The organism is Salinactinospora qingdaonensis (assembly GCF_039539445.1).
GTDB classification, from domain to species: domain Bacteria; phylum Actinomycetota; class Actinomycetes; order Streptosporangiales; family Streptosporangiaceae; genus Salinactinospora; species Salinactinospora qingdaonensis.
The window spans coordinates 1-17,114 of sequence record NZ_BAABDD010000020.1; the positions used below are offsets into that span (position 1 = coordinate 1).

11 protein-coding genes are annotated in these 17,114 nt (G+C 68.5%); all 11 read right to left on the reverse strand.

Going from position 1 to position 17,114, the window contains the following annotated elements:
- Positions 1 to 5,393, reverse strand: a 5,393-nt coding sequence (locus ABD848_RS18125) for an amino acid adenylation domain-containing protein (protein WP_344973677.1), incomplete at its 3' end; no start/stop codon positions are given.
- 118 nt (positions 5,394 to 5,511) lie between these two features.
- Positions 5,512 to 6,873, reverse strand: coding sequence for a serine hydrolase domain-containing protein (locus ABD848_RS18130; RefSeq protein ID WP_344973682.1), 1,362 nt, complete (start codon positions 6,871 to 6,873; stop codon positions 5,512 to 5,514).
- A 945-nt stretch (positions 6,874 to 7,818) separates the two neighbouring features.
- Positions 7,819 to 8,067 carry a hypothetical protein gene (locus tag ABD848_RS18135; RefSeq protein WP_344973685.1) on the reverse strand — a complete coding sequence of 83 codons (249 nt, stop codon included), beginning with the start codon at positions 8,065 to 8,067 and terminating at the stop codon, positions 7,819 to 7,821.
- A gap of 302 nt (positions 8,068 to 8,369) precedes the next feature.
- Entirely contained in the window at positions 8,370 to 9,359 is a 990-nt protein-coding gene (locus ABD848_RS18140; protein ID WP_344973692.1) for an LLM class flavin-dependent oxidoreductase, read from the reverse strand.
- Between the two features lie 343 nt (positions 9,360 to 9,702).
- Positions 9,703 to 10,071, reverse strand: coding sequence for a C-glycoside deglycosidase beta subunit domain-containing protein (locus ABD848_RS18145; protein ID WP_344973695.1), 369 nt, complete (start codon positions 10,069 to 10,071; stop codon positions 9,703 to 9,705).
- A 10-nt stretch (positions 10,072 to 10,081) separates the two neighbouring features.
- Positions 10,082 to 11,089, reverse strand: a complete 1,008-nt coding sequence (locus ABD848_RS18150) for a sugar phosphate isomerase/epimerase family protein (protein WP_344973698.1) — start codon at positions 11,087 to 11,089, stop codon at positions 10,082 to 10,084.
- Positions 11,086 to 11,325 (reverse strand): hypothetical protein, encoded by a 240-nt coding sequence (locus ABD848_RS18155; protein ID WP_344973701.1) that lies wholly within the window; start codon positions 11,323 to 11,325, stop codon positions 11,086 to 11,088. The genes ABD848_RS18150 and ABD848_RS18155 overlap by 4 nt, the downstream gene beginning before the upstream one ends.
- Positions 11,322 to 12,209 (reverse strand): thioredoxin family protein, encoded by an 888-nt coding sequence (locus ABD848_RS18160; RefSeq protein WP_344973706.1) that lies wholly within the window; start codon positions 12,207 to 12,209, stop codon positions 11,322 to 11,324. The genes ABD848_RS18155 and ABD848_RS18160 overlap by 4 nt, the downstream gene beginning before the upstream one ends.
- Before the next feature lie 592 nt (positions 12,210 to 12,801).
- Positions 12,802 to 12,999 carry a hypothetical protein gene (locus tag ABD848_RS18165; protein ID WP_344973711.1) on the reverse strand — a complete coding sequence of 66 codons (198 nt, stop codon included), beginning with the start codon at positions 12,997 to 12,999 and terminating at the stop codon, positions 12,802 to 12,804.
- Between the two features lie 954 nt (positions 13,000 to 13,953).
- Entirely contained in the window at positions 13,954 to 15,822 is a 1,869-nt protein-coding gene (locus ABD848_RS18170) for a glycoside hydrolase family 3 protein (RefSeq protein ID WP_344973714.1), read from the reverse strand.
- Positions 15,823 to 16,346: 524 nt separating this feature from the next.
- The gene (locus ABD848_RS18175) at positions 16,347 to 16,994 is read right to left on the reverse strand and encodes a TetR/AcrR family transcriptional regulator (protein WP_344973719.1); all 648 of its coding nucleotides are present in this window, start codon (positions 16,992 to 16,994) and stop codon (positions 16,347 to 16,349) included.
- Positions 16,995 to 17,114 lie beyond the last annotated feature (120 nt).

Genomic DNA, 17,114 nt, shown 5'->3' on the forward strand with positions numbered 1-17,114 from the left:
ACCAACACCCGCCACGACACCCCATCCACCACCAAATGGTGGGCCACCACCACCAACCGCACCCCACCACCAACACCACCATCGAACACCACCACCCGCACCACCGGCCCATCGACCAGATCGAGCGAGCGCTGCGCCCAAAGCACGTGGTCCTGGATCGCCCGCTCGGCCTCCTCGGGCGCGATCCCGGACAGGTCGACCGTGTCCACGGCGGGGGTCTCAGCGGTGGCCGGCGCGATCCGGAGGTGCCCGTCGCTTCCCACCCGCAGTCGGAGCATGTCGTGGTGCTCCAGCAGGGCCGCCACCACCCGCGGCAGCGCCGAGGCGTCGAAATCCTCCACCAGATCCAACACCACCGACATGTTGAAACGGTGCGGCGCCACCGGATGCGTCTCGAAGAACCACCGCATAATCGGCGTCGCCCGCACCGGACCCGACACCGGACCCGACACCACCGGCGCCCCCGACTCCGCACCGGCCACCGCAGCCAACCCCGCCACCGTCGGATGCGCAAACACATCCCGCGACGACACCACCACACCCCCACGCCGCGCCCGCGACACCACCTGAATACTCAGAATCGAATCCCCACCCAACGCAAAGAAATCATCATCGACCCCCACACGCTCCACCCCCAACACCGACGCGAACACCTCCGCCAACACCCGCTCCACCCACGAACGCGGGGCGGTGAAGGTCCTCTCGGACGGGGTGTCGGCCTCGGGCGCGGGCAGCGCCGCACGGTCGACCTTGCCGTTGCGGGTCATCGGCATGGCGGCGATCGGCATGATCACCTGGGGCACCATGTAGGCGGGAAGGGTCGACGACAGCCGTGAGCCGAGGTCGCGGGCCTCCTCGGCCGAGAGCTCGCCGTGGCCCCCCACGACGTGGGCAACCAGCCTCGGCCCGCCGGCAGCGGAGCGGTAGACGTTCACGGTGGCCTCAGCGACCTCGGGCAGCCGCAGCAGCGCCGTCTCGACCTCGCCGGGTTCGATGCGCAGCCCGCGGATCTTGACCTGGTCATCGGCCCGACCCACATACTCCAACTGCCCCTCGCGATTCCACCGCACCACATCCCCCGTGCGATACAACCGCCCACCCGAACCAAACGGATCAGCCACAAACCGCTGCGCCGTCAACCCCGCACGCCCCACATAACCACGCGCCACCCCAGCACCACCCACATACAACTCCCCAACAACCCCCACCGGAACCCGACGCAACAACCCATCCAGCACGTGCACCCGCATCCCGTCGAGGGCGGTGCCGATGGGCACGGATTCGGGGGCCGGCTGCCCGGCGGGCAGGGGGAAGTAGGTTGCGAACGTCGTGGTCTCGGTGGGGCCGTAGGCGTTGGCCACGCTGGTGCCGGGGCAGGCGTCGGCGACCTGTTGCAGCGCCTGCGGGTTCGCGGCCTCGCCGCCGGTGAGCACCTCGCGCATCCCGGCGAAACAGGTGGGGTCTTGGGAGGCGAACAGGTTGAACAGGGCCGCGGTGAGGAAGGCACCCCTGACGTCGTAGCGGTCGACGAGGGCGGCGAACTCCTCGGCGTCCATGCGCTCGGGCGGGGCGAGGACGACCGTGCCGCCGCGCAGCAGCGGCACCCAGATCTCGTAGGTAGCGGCGTCGAAGGCGTGGGAGGAGTGGAAGAGCACCCGCTGGTGGCGCCCCTCGCCCCAGCGCCGGTCTTGGCTCAACCGGACGATGTCGTCATGGGTGACCGCCACCCCCTTAGGCGTACCGGTGGAGCCGGAGGTGAACATGGCGTAGGCGAGCTGTTGCGGGAGAATCCGGGTCTGCGCCTGGCTGGGCTCTGGTTCCGGGGCTGCGTCGAGGAGGTCGGCGTCGTCCAGGTTGAGGGTGAGGCGTTCCTGGGCAGCCGGGACGCGCTGTGCCGAAGCGTCGTCGGTGAGCACGCAGCCGGCGCCGGTCTCCTCGGCGAGCCGGCGGATGCGCTCGCCGGGGTCATCGGGATGGACCGGAACGTAGGCGGCGCCGGCGCGCAGCACGGCCAGCATCGCCGTCACGATGTGGGTGCGGCTGCGCAGGACCAGCAGGACGAGCGACTCCGAGCCGGCCCCGTGGCCGCGCAGCCGGCGAGCCAGCTCCGCGGAACGCTCGTCGAGCTGAGCGTAGGTCAACTCACCGGATGGGCCCGTCACGGCGAGGGCGTCGGGGTTCGCGGCCACCTGGGCGGCGAACATCTCGGGAACCGTGGTGGCGGGGCCGTCAGCGCGTTCGCCCTCCCAGGTGGCGATGGCCCGCTTTTCGGACTGGGTGCGAATGTCGAGCCGGGTCACGGGAAGCTGCGGGGAGGCCACGGCCGCGGTGAGGATGCGCTTAAGCCCCTCTTCGAGATCGGCGATCCGGGAAGGGGCGTACAGATCGGTGTTGTATTCGATGGCCACGCGCAGCCCGCCGTCGCGCTCGGTGAACTCGAAGACGAGGTCGAACAGGGCCGAGTTGCGGGGCAGGTCGAGCTGGCGGGCCTGCACACCGGGCAGGTCCAGCTCCCCGGAGTGGGCGTTTTGCAACACGGCCAGTGCTTGGAAGATCGGGGTGCGACTGGGGTCACGTTCGGAGACCACCCGGTCCACGACCCATTCGAAGGGCAGTTCGTTGTCGAATGCCTCCAGGGCGGCACGGCGGACATCGTCGAGGAACGAGGCGAGCGTGGCCGACGGGTCGATCCGGGACCTGAGGACGACGGGGTTGACGAAGAACCCGACCATGTCGTCGAGCTGGGGGTGATCCCGGCCCGCAGCGGCCATCCCGAGCGTGACGTCCTCGGTGCCGGAAGCGGCGGACAGGAGCAGTTGGGTGGCTGCGGTGAGCGTCATGAACAGGGTCGCGCCCTGGGTGCGCCCTAGTTCCCGCAGGGCGTGCACCGACTCCGGCGCCAGCTCGAAGCGGTGCACCGCCCCGGCAGTGGTGCGCGCGGCGGGGCGGGGCCAGTCGGTGGGAAGCTCCAGCGGGCGTGCCCCGTCGAGGTGGCGCTGCCAGAAATCCAGACGGTGCTGGACGGTTTGGCTATCCCACCGGTTCTGTTCCCACACCGCGAAGTCGGCGTAGCACACCCTCGGTTCCACCGAGAGGGCGTCGTCGCCGGCGCCGGTCCGCGCACGGTAGAGCCGGCCCAGGTCGCCGACCATGACGTCGACGGACCAACCGTCGCAGGCGATGTGGTGGGCGCTGAGGACCAGGACGTGCTCATCCTCGGTGAGGCGGACCAGCAGCGCCCGGAACGGGGTGCCGTTAACCAGGTCGAAGGGTGTGTCGACCTCGGCGGTGAGCAGGTGCGCCAGCCGGTGGTGCCGCTCCTCGACGGTGGACAGGTCGGCCTCGCGCAGCAGCTCGCTGTCGGGACTCGGGGCGCCGATCACCTGGACGGGGGTATCGCCGTCCATGCCGAAGGTGGTGCGCAGCGGCTCGTGGCGCTGCTGCAAGTCACGAAGCGCGGCACGGAGGGCGGGCACCGACAGCTCACCCGTCAGGCGGTAGGCGCTGCCGGTGTAGTACTCGGTGCTGCTGGGGTTGTGCTGGTAGAGGAACCATAGGCGGCGCTGCGCGCTGGACAACGGCAGGGGGCGGCTGCGGTCGGCCGGTTCGATCGTGGCCAGCCGCGCGCCGCTGCGCGCGCTCTCGGCCGCCAACCGCGCCGGGGTGCGGTGGGTGAACACGGCCCGCCGGTCGAGTGCCGTGGCGGTGCGCGCCTCGATGCGCGACATCGCGCGCGCGGCGAGGATGGAGTCGCCTCCCAGTTCGAAGAAGTCGTCGTGGACACTGAGGCGGTCCAGACCCAAGACGCGGGCGAGCTCCTCGGCGACCACCCGCTCGGTGGCGTCGCGCGGCGCTACGTACTCGCGCGCGCGATCGTCGTCGGGTGCGGGCAGCGCGGCCCGGTCGATCTTGCCGTTAGCGGTGGTGGGCATGGTCGACAGCACGACCACGGCCGCGGGAACCATGTGGTCGGGCAGCGTGGTAGCCAGCTCGGCGCGCACCGCCGCCCCGTCGGGCTCGGGAGCTTGGCGTTCCCCGACCACGTAGGCCACTAGGCGGCGGATGCCGGGACGATCCTCGCGCACGAGGACAGCGGCGTTGGCGACACCGTCGATCCCGGAGACCGCGGCCTCGACCTCGCCCGGCTCGATCCGGACACCGCGCAGCTTCACCTGCTCGTCGGAGCGGCCACGAAACTCCAGTTCACCGTCGTCACGTACCCGCACCAGGTCACCGGAACGGTACATGCGGGAGCCGGCAGGGCCGAAGGGGTCGGCGACGAAGCGCTCGGCGGTCAGCGCGGGGCGGCCGTGGTAACCGCGGGCCAGCCCCTCGCCTCGGATGTAGAGCTCCCCGGTCTGGCCGTCGTCGACCGGGCGCAGCTCGGCGTCCAGGACGTACACGGCCGCGCCATCGACCGAACGGCCGATCGGGGGGACGGCGTTGCCCGACAGCGGCGCGCTCATGGTCGCGCAGACGGTCGTCTCCGTAGGTCCGTAGCCGTTGTACATCCGGCGTCCGCGCGACCAGAGGTCCACGATGTCGCCGGGGCACGCCTCGCCGGCCACCATCATGGCCCGTAGGTCGGGCAGGTCGGTGGGCTGTAGCCCGGGCAGCACCGCCGGGGGGAGGGTGACGTGGCTGATGCGGTACTCGCGCATCGTCTCAACGAGCGCGTCGCCGAGCAGGCGGTGACGGGGCAGTACGACCAGGGCGGCGCCGTTGAGCAGCGCCATGCACACCTCGAAGATCGAGGCGTCGAAGCTGGGGGAGGCGAACTGTAGCACCCGGGAGTTTGGAGCCACCTCCATACGGACCTGCTGCGTGCGGGCCAGGGGGCGGATACCCCGGTGGGGCACCAGGACGCCCTTGGGCCGCCCCGTGGAGCCCGAGGTGTAGATGACATAAGCGAGGTCATCGGGCATCGGGCGAGTCGTGGGCAGGGGAGCGAAGCCGGTGATCTCGGCGGGGATCACGGTGTCACACTCCGCCGAGATCGGCTCCGCGGCAGCAGAGGTGATGAGCAGGGCAGCCTGGGAGTCGGCGAGCATGTAGGCCAGCCGCTGCCGCGGGTAGGCGGGGTCCAGGGGGAGGTAGGCGGCGCCGACGCGCATCACCGCCAGCATCGCGACCACGAGCTCGGTGCCGCGCTCAAGGTGGACGCCGACGCGGCTGCCCGGTCCGACGCCGCGCGCGGCCAGCCCTTGCGCCCACCGTTCGACCCGTTCGGCCAGCTCCGCGTAGGTCAGGGTTTCGGTGTCGGAGACAAGGGCCACGCCGTCGGGGGTGCGGGCGACGCTGGCGGCGAAGAGCTCGGGAAACGAGTGGGCGGTGCAGGTCTCGGTGCCGGGGCGGGGAGGCAGGGAGGTCTCCGACTGCTGCGAAGGCTGCACGAACACAACTCCTGGATGCGGGAGCGGGGTGGGCAGGGGTGGCACGCTCCGAGGGGAGCGGGTGGGGTGGCGCGCGAGCGGCCCGGGAGGGCGCTGGGGACGGACGTGTCTTGTGGACTCAGGCCGTGGAGCGGACCGCGAGTCCGGTTCTGCGCAGGGCTCGGCCGTTGTACTGCATCGCCGTGACGGTCTTGTTGTCGACGGGGTCGACGAGGAAACGGCCGGCGAAGGACATGCCGCCGAGGTCGCCGACCGTGACCGAGAAGGACAGCTCCGGTGTCACTCGCATCTGTCCGGAGAGGCCGTTGGCGACGGTGAAGCGGAAGCTGTCTTGGTCCTGGGGGGTGATGTCGACGCTGAGGTCGCCGTTGACGTAGCGTCCGGTGATGTCGGCGCTGGGCTGTGCCACTTCTCCCCGAAGGGTCGGCTGGCTGTAGTGTCCGACGTCGATCTCCAGGTCGCGCAGGCCCGCGACCAGCTCCTCCCAGAGTTGGACCCCGGTGGTGGCGTTCGTGGTCAGCGCGAGCGCGGTCGCCCCCTCGGGGTCGATCCGCAGGTTGCAGGTGCCGCCGTCGAGAGTGCCGTCATGGCCGTACCAGAACCGGTCTCCCGCCAGATGCAGGGCCCAGCCCGCGCCCCAGCCGTCGGCCAGCCCGAAGGGGTCGGCCACCGGAACGGCCCGCCCCATCTCCCGGAGCACGTCGATGTCTGCGATGTCGATCTCTGCGGCGGCGTCGGCGCGGTTCATGGACGCGCACGCGAAACGCACCAGGTCGGTCGCGCTCCCGGCGAGGCCCCCGGCGGGGACGAGGGGCGGTTCGACGTAGAACTCCACCGGCTCGACGGCGCCGGAGCGCACGTCGACGGTGTGGCCGCTGACGAGATCGGGCCGGGCGTCAGGGTCGCGGGCGTCGTAGACGAAGGCGAGGTCCAGTTCGTTGGGCAGGAGGAGGTAGCTCTCCAGCGTCTGCCACCAGTCCTGTGCGGTGACCGCCTCGACGAGGTAGGCCGCGAGCGCATAGCCGGTGTTGGCGTAGGAGAACGCGGTTCCGGGTGGGTTGATGTGCTCAAGGCTCAGCAGTGAGGCCGCGTAGCGGCGGAGGGAGGGGGATCTGAGGGGGCCGCCTTCGTGGTCGGAGCGCAGGCCGGCTGTGTGACTGAGCAATTGGCGCGGGGTGGCCGAGGCCACCGAGTGGCGAGACGAGTCGTGCGGCGGGAGGTGCTCCGCGATGGGCGCGTCGAGATCGATGTCACCGTCCTCGACCAACTGCATGAGAAGGGCGGCGGTGAAGATTTTGGAGACCGACCCGAAAGCGAAGCGCGAGCGGGGGGTGACGGGGCGGCCCGCGGCCGACTCCTCGACACCGAGGGCCAGCTCATGGAGCTCGCCGTCGTGGTAGAGCGACAGTTGGGCACCGGGAACGCGAAACTTTTTCATCAGCCGGTCGAGCAGGACGGAAATCTCTTCCCTCATGATCATTTTCCTCTCCTTACTCCCCCCCGGGAAAGCAGCATCGACTAAAGCCACCCCTTGAAAGTCGCTCCTGACGGCCCCGCACAAGGTAGCCAGCTACACCAGCAACAGATACTCACCTATACCTCGCGGTTGATGCAAACGAGATAGGCGAGTCCGACAACGGAGAGTTGATCTCCCCACTCCCCACAGGAGAAGCCGAAAAACAAGACAATGGAATTTTAATATTCTAAAAAATTCCAACAAAATCCACTGAGAAATATTCAACCCAGGAGAGAAAAATTTGAGAGGCTTCTAAAAAAGCGATCTAAGTAAACTCCTCGCGGGCGGACCGGCCCCCGAACCGCACTGGCAAACCACCGCAAGCACCCTGCTTCACCTGCAAAGAAGCAGAGTACTTCAGAGCAGGTGCCAGACGTTTTCACTTTCCTTCAGCCGCACGCCCGCGGATGCGGTCCGACGATCTCCGCCCATCGGACCATCCACCAAAACCCCTAAAATTCACATGATCATCGCCCTCGAAGCCCGGCGACCGGAGCGGCATCAACCGCCGAAAATACATCTGCCAATTACGCTACGAAAAATCAGATGCACAGGGAGACACATTCCGACGGGAAGTCAGAGTCCACCCCCCAAAGCAAGCATCGTTTGCGCAGCTCACAGCGCCACACCACACCCCCGAAGATTCCCAATCAGTCGGTATTTTCCGTCTTTGTCACATAGTGCAACGTTACTGAACAGTAGAGTAATAAACCGGACCAACTGTCCACATTCGGCCAAATCAACATCAAAAATATGTGACAAACCCCGGACGGAAATTCGCGTAATGGGGACGACATAGCGAAAATCCGACGATGCAATTGCACCTACGGTCCTTCGCCCGCGAGACTCTTGTCCTCGGAAACGAGGCGATGACGACGTTCGGGGGGACGCCCCCGTCCCGCGAGAACGCTAGCGGCGCCGCTTCAGGTGGTGGACGACGAGCATGACGGCGCACAGGACGGTCACCACGCCAAAGACCGGGCTGATCAGCGGATAGCCGCCCAGGGAGGTAACCGCGTTGCCCGCACCCCCTATGCCCACTCCTGTCCACAACAGGGCACGCGCTGCGCGGCCAGAGCCCTCACCCGCCGGGGCGCGCCGAACGCGGCGCTCACCTCGCTGCGGGTCTCTGCCGGTGAAGCGGTGGGGAGCTGTCATTGGTGACTCCTGTGTTCCGGGGGGCGACGCGACAGCCGTGGCCGCGCTTCTCCTGCCAACGAGCCCGGCCACACCATGACTCTAGAAAGCCACCCCCGGCCCGCACGATCCGTCCGGCTACACCTTTCAGGTAGAGCGGGCTATACCCCGCCTCCGATGGCAGGTGACCGTGACGCTACAGCCGGCCCTATCGACAGTCCGGCCGGCATTCGGCGCTGCGGCCGTAGCGGTCCTCTCCACCGGCAGCGCAGATAGCCACCAGATGCTGAGGGGACCGCAGCGGTCAGGGGTCCGTGGCCACCTCAGTGGGCGGGCATGCCGGTGGCCTTGGCCACGAGTTCCACGCAGCGCAGCCGCGCCTCGACGGTGGGGGCCTGCGCGGTGATGATCAACTCGTCGGCGTCGGCGTGCCCGGTGAACCAGTCGAGATAGTCCTTGACCTCGCCGGGCTCGCCCACCGCGGAGTAGGTGGCCATCTGCAACACCCGCCGCCCGGCCAACGACTCCATAGCGGCCTCGGCCTCCTCGGCGGAGAGAGGGCGGCCCTGGCCGAGCAGTTGGGCCACCATGCGGCGCTTGGCCAGGTGGAACTGCTCGCGTGCCGCGGCGGAGGTGTCGGCGGCGGTGACGTTGACCCCGGCGATGACGTGGGGCTCGCGCAGGTGCTCGGAGGGGGTGAACTCGCGCCGGTAGGCGGCTACGGCGTCCTGGAGCGCGTTGGGCGCGAAGTGGGAGGCGAACGCATACGGCAAGCCGAGACCGGCGGCGAGCTTGGCGCCGAACAACGACGAGCCCAGGATGTAGAGCGGCACGTTGGTGCCCCTGCCCGGAATGGCGTCCACGCCCTCGATCCGTGACCGGCCCTGTAGGTAGCCCTGGAGTTCGAGGACGTCCTGGGGGAAGGTGTCGGCCGCCGAAGGGTCGCGGCGCAGCGCGCGCATCGTGTTCTGGTCGCTGCCCGGAGCGCGGCCCAACCCGAGGTCGATACGGCCGGGGTGCAGGGTGGCGAGCGTACCGAACTGTTCGGCGATGGTCAGCGGCGCGTGGTTGGGCAGCATGACACCGCCGGCGCCGAGCCGGATGTCGCTGGTCTGGGAGGCGATGTGGGCGATGAGGACACTGGTCGCCGACGAGGCGATGGTGGCCATGTTGTGGTGCTCGGCGTACCAGATCCGCCGGTAGCCCAGCTCCTCGGCTTTGCGGGCGATGGCCACGCTGGCGTCGAAACTGTCCCGCGCGGTCATGCCTTCGGCGATGTGGGCCAAGTCGAGGATCGAGATGGGGACGGACACGAAGAACGGCCTTTCGTCACGAGACGCAGAACCCCCGCGTGGGCTCTCAGGAGCGGTGACCCCGTGGTCACCTTGAGAGCAACAGCGGCGTTGCCGCCGTTTGTTCCCCCCTCGTCGAGCGCCCGATCGTTGCGCCGGTGCGCAGCGACCGGGTGTGGCCGGGGCGTGTCGGCTATGGTCATCGCCCCCCAGGTCTCGTCCATCCCGGTGGGGCCTCACGGCGGGCCCCTCAGGCCCCACATGCCCAGGGCGCCGTAGCCGTCGCAGCTAAGCAAACCGGCGAGCGGCCGTGACGATCGTGAGGGGCGATGGCCTGTGGCCGTCGGTTGCTCCGCGGCCTCTCCTAGAGGTGCAGCACGGCTTCGGCCGTACTGCGCAGCGGGACCGGCATGTAGGAGATCCGGAGCTCCTCTGTAAGGGACAGGCGGTGTTCGCCGGGGGCCAGGGCGGGGCGGTGGACCTCCAGCGTGGCGCGCTCGCCGAACTCCCAGCGCTGGACGTGTTCGGCAGCCAACTCGTGCAGGGAATAGTCGCGTCCCCGCAACCGGAAGGTGATGTCGGCGGCGGGAACGGGCTCGCCGTCCAGCCGCACCTCGATCGACTCTACGAGGCAGAGCCGGATGCCCCGGTAGTAGGGGGCGCGGATCTCGACCTGGAAGCCCTCGGACGTGGCCCGGTAAGCGTCGGTGCAGATCATGTAGCGCTCATACATCGGTGTCTCCTCAGGCCGATTCGCCGAGCAGGCGGGTGAACATGCGGTGCTGGCGGCGAACCTGGTCGACACTGTCGACCTCGAAGGCGTCCTGGATGTGGCGGTTGCCCTCGTACTCGCTGGACAGGTAGCCGCGGTAACCTCCCTCGATCAGCACGTCGACGATGTCGGCGTAGGGGATCGAGTACTCGACGTCGTTGCCGTCGTCGTCGGTGGTCATCTCGTAGAACTTGGCCTGGATGTGGTGGCAGTAGTCCATGACCTCGAGCAGCCGTCGCGGTTCGGTGAAAACCATGTGCGGCGCCGCGGAGGCGAAGGCGATATCGGCGGGCCCGCCGCCCATGTACTTGACTTCGGTGGGCAGGGTCAGCGCCTCACGGCCGGGCCGCTGCTCGTACTGTCGGCACACCCAGTCGGCGAAGAACTCCGAGGCCCCGTTGCGCACCGCGCGGTCGCGCATGACACGCGGAATCCGCTGGACGTACATGCCCATGTCGGGCATCAGCCCGAGGTACTCGGAGTCGACGCGGCGGATCTGGTCGAGGTGACGCTGAATCCAAGGGTGGTCCATATGGAAGGGGGCGTGCACCTCGACCAGGAGTTTGACGTCGTGATCACGGGCGTAGGAGGCGCTGGCCGCGAGGATCTCGGGCGGGGTGCTCACGATGACGCGGATGACCGTGGCACCGAGCTTGGCGGCGTGGTCGATGTCGCGCCGGATCGAGGCCAGACATTCCGACTCGGTCAGGTAGCGGCCCGGGTAGAGCTGCGTATCCAGGAACAGGTCGTGGGCGGTGGGGGTGGTGCCGTACTGGGCCATCCACTCGTGCCACTGCTTGTAGAAATCCTCGGAAAGATCGGGAAACCCCGGCATCATCTGCTCACCGATGGTCTCGATGCCGTAGGCGCCGATACCGGCCGCCTCGCGGATGCAGTCCTCGAGGGACATCGTCCGCAGGAAGTACTCCTCCTGGTAGCTGTAGAGGCTGACGCCCCGCTTGATCTGGTGGTGGCTCATCGAATCCTCCTGGAGTTGCCGCGCGGTGCGGTGAGCGGGGTGCCTGAACCCCCGAGGCTGGTCAGGATGGGATTGCGGGCGGTCGAGGCCGGGATGACCGCGTTGCCGCCGCGGTAGAGCTCGCTGTAGCTGTCGCAGCCGCCGACGGTGCTCCTGCGCGGGGTCTCCCGGTGGTGCGGCGACCTGCCGGTAGGCGCGCAGCCGCGGCGGGCTACCGGCGGCTCGGCCTCGCTCATGGCCTGCCCTGCCAGCCGGGCAGTTCCCACGGGTACACCAGCGCGGCGCGCAACGCCTCGGCCAGGTCGTCGCGGTCGGGCAGTGGGGAGCTGCGCCCGTCGCGGCGGCGGTAGAGGCGGCAGGCCAGCGCGGCGGGGGTGCCCGGTTCGGGCTCGATCAGCTCCGCACCACCCACGCGCAGCGTGGGCGATCCCACGAAGCCCTCGGCCTCGGCCTCCTCGAGGGTGCGGATCTCGCGGGACCGGACCCCGACCCCGGCCTTGCCGATCTCGGTGAGGACGTCCTCGGCCAGCGCGAGCGCATCGGGGTGGGAGGGGCAACCCGACCAGTACAGCAGCTCGACGCGCCATTTCAGCGAGCAGCCGCGCACCTCGGTCTCGGCTGTGCTCACGGGGTTCCCGGCGAGCAGGTCGTCGAGCGCACCTCGCAGGTAGGCCGCCTCTTGCGCCGGGTCGTCGTGGTCGGCGTCGGGCGCTCCGTGGTAGCGCAGCACCCCCTCGGCGTCGACGACGAACACCTCGGGAGTGGCCATGACTCCCCATGCGCGGGCTGCCCGCTGGTGCTCGTCCCACAGGTAGGGGCCGGGAAACTCGCCGCGTTCCACCCGCGCGGCCATCGCCTCGAACGAATCGTCGGGGTGGCGATCGGAGTCGTTGGCGTTGACGTGGATGAGACGCACGCCATGAGGTGCGTAGTCGCGGGCCACGGCGCAGAGGCGGTCGTGCCATGCCAGGGCGAAGGGACAGTGGTTGCAGGTGAAGACCACGACGGTGATCTCTCCCTTCGCCGCCGTCACGGTGGTGCCGTCGGTGGCGGGCAGGGCGAGAGCGGGCGCCGGCTCGCCCGGCCGCGGTCGTGGCTTGCGGAACAGGGTGGTGCTCATGTGTCCTCCAGCAGGTGTGGGCCTCGTCCTCGGTATCGCTTCCCACCGGGGCCTCGTGCTCGTCCGGCAGGAGACGGTCGAAACCGCCCGGGGCGCGCGGGCGCGCTCTTCTCATGGGGTCGCCACCGATGAGTTCCGATCACCGTGGCCCCACGTCTTCGGGTGTGTCCGACTTCCCCACGCGATCTCCCTCCGTCGAGCTGAAGACTGAACGAGACACACAAACTTCTGTCCATTTTAGACATAAGTGATGGGTCCAACTATCCGCCGCCCCAACCGGAGAAGGGAAGACCCGCTCGCTTATAAGCGGTATTCATGCAATGGATGGCACGTGAGGCGGTCACCAGGAGCCCAACCGGGGGACGGCGCCCAAGACCACCCCCAGCAGCGCGGCGGCCCGGACGACACTCGGGGGACAACGGAGAGCGAGCCGGTCTCCTCATGCCGGGCCCGGCGATGGGCTCCCCTTAAGCAGCGCGACGGCATGTATGACACCGCGAGACTCGGGCACCTTCGGTGACCGCTGGACAGGGCGGAAGGGCAGCGTCGTCGGTCGAGGCCGTAGGCGTCCGCCGCGGCAATGCGGCAGTCGTCACACCGACTCCGGCGTGCGGCTCCGAGGGAAGCAAAAAATCGCCACGCCGCGATCTTTGGAAGCGCCGACCAGCAAAACCGTTTCCGTGTTCTCCTCTTCCACCTGCGACGGCCGAAGGCGCAGATACGGCACGTGCCCTCGGAAGGAGGCTCTTTCCTGAGGCCCGGCGATCGGCGCGGCGGCGGCTTCAACCATGCTCCTGTCGGGGCAGGGGTGGGCGCCGATCACCATGCGGCAGCCGTAGGCGGCTGCCGCGCCGACCGCCGAACCCCCGCCGTGGTCGATTCCCCCTGGTGTGCCAACAAGGAGACACCCCATCGACGCGGCGTCCCAAGGAGGTATCCCCCGACATGCAACGCCTCTCCACCGGCGCCCCCGGGGCAATGTGGCGGGGTGTGGCTTCGGTCTGGGGAGAGCGTGCGGGGTTTTTCGTCGCTCGTGCCTCGATCGCTTCGCGATCTCGGCAGCTTTGACGAGGGCGCTGTGTCTTTGACGCACCGCTGTTGTGCCGGGTGCTGCTGGTGTGGGGGGTATGCCGGTGGGGTGGTGGCTGAGAACACGCCGGAACCCGCCGAGCCGCCCCGTCTGCCCGGTCACGGTGCTCGCCCCCTGGTTGCCTCGTCACGGCGTCGACCCCGCCCCCGTCTGCCCGGTTGTGGTGGTGGTCTCGTTCCCGTCTGCCCGGTTACGGCGTCGACCCCGGCCTCCGCCTGCCTTGTCGGGGTGGTGGCTCCACGTCGGCCCCAGCCCCTGTCGTGGTACCCGTGCCACCTCAGGCACAGCCCGCCCCGGGCTGCTGAGATCGCGAAGCGATCGAGGCACGAGCCAACGGCAAACCCTCCAGGCACAGCCCACCCCCCGGCTTGACAAACCCATAGAAGCACCCCCCGGGGGGCGCCGCGGTCTCACCGCCACCGCCGGCCTGACCCTAGGTTGTTGTTTTTTGAAAAGGGCGGCCGGGGCCGGCGGTGGGCGCGCCCACCCGCGTGTGCCCACCGCCGCCCCTCCAAAAAACAGAACCTAGCGCGCCCGCGCCCGCCAGGCTCCGACTGCGCGTCGGCGAGGCCGCCCCGTGTGCCGTGGGACCACGACCGGCCCCACGGCACTGGGCCACCGTCGGCGGGCGGGAAACGCACCCGCGGCGGATACTCAGGGGGTGAGGCCGTAGCCCATCTGGAACAGCGGCTCCTGGCCGTCGCCGATGGTGATGGGCTCCTGGTCGACCGAGGCCGGCCAGGTCACCGGGAGTCGACCGGTGAAGTCGTGGTGGCCGAAGACGACGTCGGTCATGCCCGCGCCCTCGGTGCCCGGCAGCCACGAGGCGACGAAGGCGTCGGCGGTGTCGAGCGCGTCGTTGATGATCAACGGGCGACCCGAGACCAGCATTGCGACGCACACCTCGGTCCTGGCGCAGATGTCGGTGAGGTGGCGCTGGTCGGCCTGGCTCAGCGCCAGGTCGGCGTCGTCGCCCTGTCCCTCGGCGTAGGGAGTCTCGCCGCCGACCCAGATGCCGATGTCGCCGGAGTAGTCGCTACCGGTGTCGGTGCCCACGAAACGCACGTCGGTGCCGGTGCCCGCAGTCTCGTCTTGGATAGCCTCCCAGAAGGTGGTGCCCTCGGTGACGTCGCCGCCTTGGCCCTGCCAGGAGATCGACCAGCCGCCGAGCTGGTAGCCGAGGTTGTCGGCGGTCTTGCCGCCCACCACGATCTCCGTGCCCGATGTGGGCGACAGCGGCAGCACGCCGTCGTTCTTGAGCAGCACCTGCGACTTGCGCACCGCCTCGCGCGCTACCTGGCGGTGCTCGGGCGAGCCGACATCGTCGGTGTAGGAGCGGTCGGTCAAGGGGTGGCCGAACAGCTCCTGCTCGAACTTGAGGTCCAGGATGCGGCGGACCGCGTCGTCGATGCGCTCCTGGCTGATGCGCCCGGCGCGGACCTCGTCGACGATCGCCGAGATGTTTTGCTCGTAGTCGTCGGGGACCATGATCATGTCGACCCCGGCGTTGACAGCCTTGCGCACCTTCTCGGCGTAGCTGTTGCCCTCGACTTGGCGCACGCCGGCCCAATCGGAAAGCACCACACCCTCAAAGCCGAGCTCGCCTTTGAGGACCTCGGTGACGAGGTAGTCGTGCTGGTGCATCTTCAGGCCGTTCCAACTGCTGAACGAGACCATGATCGAGGCCACGTCGGCGCGGATGGCGCTACGGTAGGGCGGCAGGTGGACGCGGCGCAGCTCGGCTTCGCTCATTTGGGCGTCGCCCTGGTCGATGCGGTAGTCGCTGTCGCCGGTTCCCCAGGCGGTACCGCCGTCGGCGACGTAGTGCTTGGCGGTGGCCGCGACACTGTCGGCGCCGAGCTCCTCGCCTTGGAGGCCGCGCACCGCGTACTCGCCCAGGATCGAGGGAATCCAGGACACTTCGCCGAAACCCTCGTAGGTGCGGCCCCAGCGGTCGTCACGGGGCACACTGACGGCGGGAGCGAAGTTCCAGTCGATGCCGGTGCCCAGTACCTCTTGGCGGGTGATGTCTTGGACCCGCTGCACCAGCCGCATGTCCTGCGAGGCGCCCAGGCCGATGTTGTGCGGGAAGATGGTGGCGCCCTCGACGTTGTTGTGGCCGTGGACCGCGTCGACGCCGTAGATCAGCGGGATGCCCAGCCGGCTCTGTAGGGCGTGGTGCTGGTAGTCGTCGTACATGTCGGCCCATTCGGTGGCGGTGCCACCGGCCTGGCCTCCAGGGCCGGCCCCACCGCCCGAAAGCAGCGAGCCGATCCCGTACTCGGCGATGTCGCCCGGGTTGTCCATGACGTTGGTGTGGTTGACCTGGGTCATCTGACCGGCCTTTTCTTCCAACGTCATCTGCTCCAGGCAGTCCTGCGTGGAGGTGCAACTGGGAGCGGCCATGGCGGTGGACGCCGGCGTCAGCAGTGGCAGCGCGAGTGCGCCGGCGGCCAGGGAGCACGCCAGCGCCAACGGGCGGAATCGTCCCGGCCGCCCGAACCGGGTTGGGGGATGTGTCACGATCGGCCTCCTCATGCGCCTTACGGCGCTTGGGCAACGCGGATCACCGCGGTGACCCGAGCAGATCCTGATTGGTCTCGGTGGTTTTCAATAAACATGTGGCCGGTGTTGTCAATACTTTCGCAGCACAAAAGGAATCTGTTGTGAAACGGCGCTCCGAGCGACAACGGGCAGCGGCGTTAACCGCTGTGGAATCGACACTCGGGGAGGTGGACACCGATATGTGCGAGGGGGAAATTATTTTTCTCTTCGAGGGTGCTGCCGCAGGAGAAAGATTTTTCCTTACCCGCACATAGACTCCTGCGAATCGGTAGTGAAAGTTTCGACCGCAAGGGAGACTAGACGCGGCACCCTCTACTGTCAACGGTTTCCCGGTTGCACCGCACCTCGGGCTGTTGAGCTGATTTCCCGGTTGAGCTGGGGATAAGTTTGAAAAGAATTCGCTGCCCCCGACTCTTTCCAGATCGGAAGCGGCCCAGGTGGCCGGGGTGGGGAAGGGGTGCACAGCCCTTAGGCGCCGGTTTTCAATGGCTCCGGCCGGAGGGAGCGGGGCGGAGCTCGGAGATGGCCAGAAAGATCTCGGTGCAGCGGTCCACGAGCCGACGCTGGTCGAGTTCGAGAGTGCCGTCCAGCCAGGCGGTGAAGGTTTGGGACAGGCCACCGACGATGAACTGGGTGGTGGGTTCGATGTCGGTTTCCTCGGAGATGCCGTAGAAGGCTTTGGCCTGATCTCCCAGCAGGCCGGCGAACAGGCGCGAGGAGTGCACCCGCCGGTGCAGCAGGAGTGAGTTGGTCAGCGCGACAGAGAACAGCAGGCGCCCCCGGCGCGGATCGGCGGCGATGGTGCGGGCGATGTTCTCCAGGCCCGCGCGGATCTTGGCGCGTGCCTCGGCGGGGGCCGCGGTGACAGCCGCCAGGGTCGTGGTGGCCATCTCCTCGATGACGTGGTCGTAGACCGCGATCGCGAGGGCGTCGCGGCCGGCGAAGCTCTCGTAGAAGTAGCGCGTGGCCAGTCCCGCCTGCTTGCACACCCCCCGCACCGTCAACGAGGCGTCACCGCTGTCCGAACCGAGGATGTCGAGTCCGGCTTCGATGAGCTGCATCCGGCGCTCGGCCTGCCGCTCGTCGCCCTCCACGCCGCCGTAGACGCGCAGTGAGGTTTCCTCCGCCATGACCCCATCTTGACAGATGTTCCCGCACCCGATTCCATATCTGAAAACAGATGTTTTCAGATATGCGGGAGGTGCGCAGTGGAGGTACAGGCCCCGGCCCACGCCGACGAGATGGTGATC

Bases quoted from the DNA above. Each gene is read 5' to 3' on its own strand.
- ABD848_RS18145 (WP_344973695.1), bottom strand. From the start codon at position 10,071: ATGTATGAGCGCTACATGATCTGCACCGACGCTTACCGGGCCACGTCC.
- ABD848_RS18175 (WP_344973719.1), bottom strand. From the start codon at position 16,994: ATGGCGGAGGAAACCTCACTGCGCGTCTACGGCGGCGTGGAGGGCGAC.
- ABD848_RS18135 (WP_344973685.1), bottom strand. From the start codon at position 8,067: ATGACAGCTCCCCACCGCTTCACCGGCAGAGACCCGCAGCGAGGTGAG.
- ABD848_RS18165 (WP_344973711.1), bottom strand. From the start codon at position 12,999: ATGGTTGAAGCCGCCGCCGCGCCGATCGCCGGGCCTCAGGAAAGAGCC.
- ABD848_RS18155 (WP_344973701.1), bottom strand. From the start codon at position 11,325: ATGAGCGAGGCCGAGCCGCCGGTAGCCCGCCGCGGCTGCGCGCCTACC.
- ABD848_RS18160 (WP_344973706.1), bottom strand. From the start codon at position 12,209: ATGAGCACCACCCTGTTCCGCAAGCCACGACCGCGGCCGGGCGAGCCG.
- ABD848_RS18150 (WP_344973698.1), bottom strand. From the start codon at position 11,089: ATGAGCCACCACCAGATCAAGCGGGGCGTCAGCCTCTACAGCTACCAG.
- ABD848_RS18130 (WP_344973682.1), bottom strand. From the start codon at position 6,873: ATGATCATGAGGGAAGAGATTTCCGTCCTGCTCGACCGGCTGATGAAA.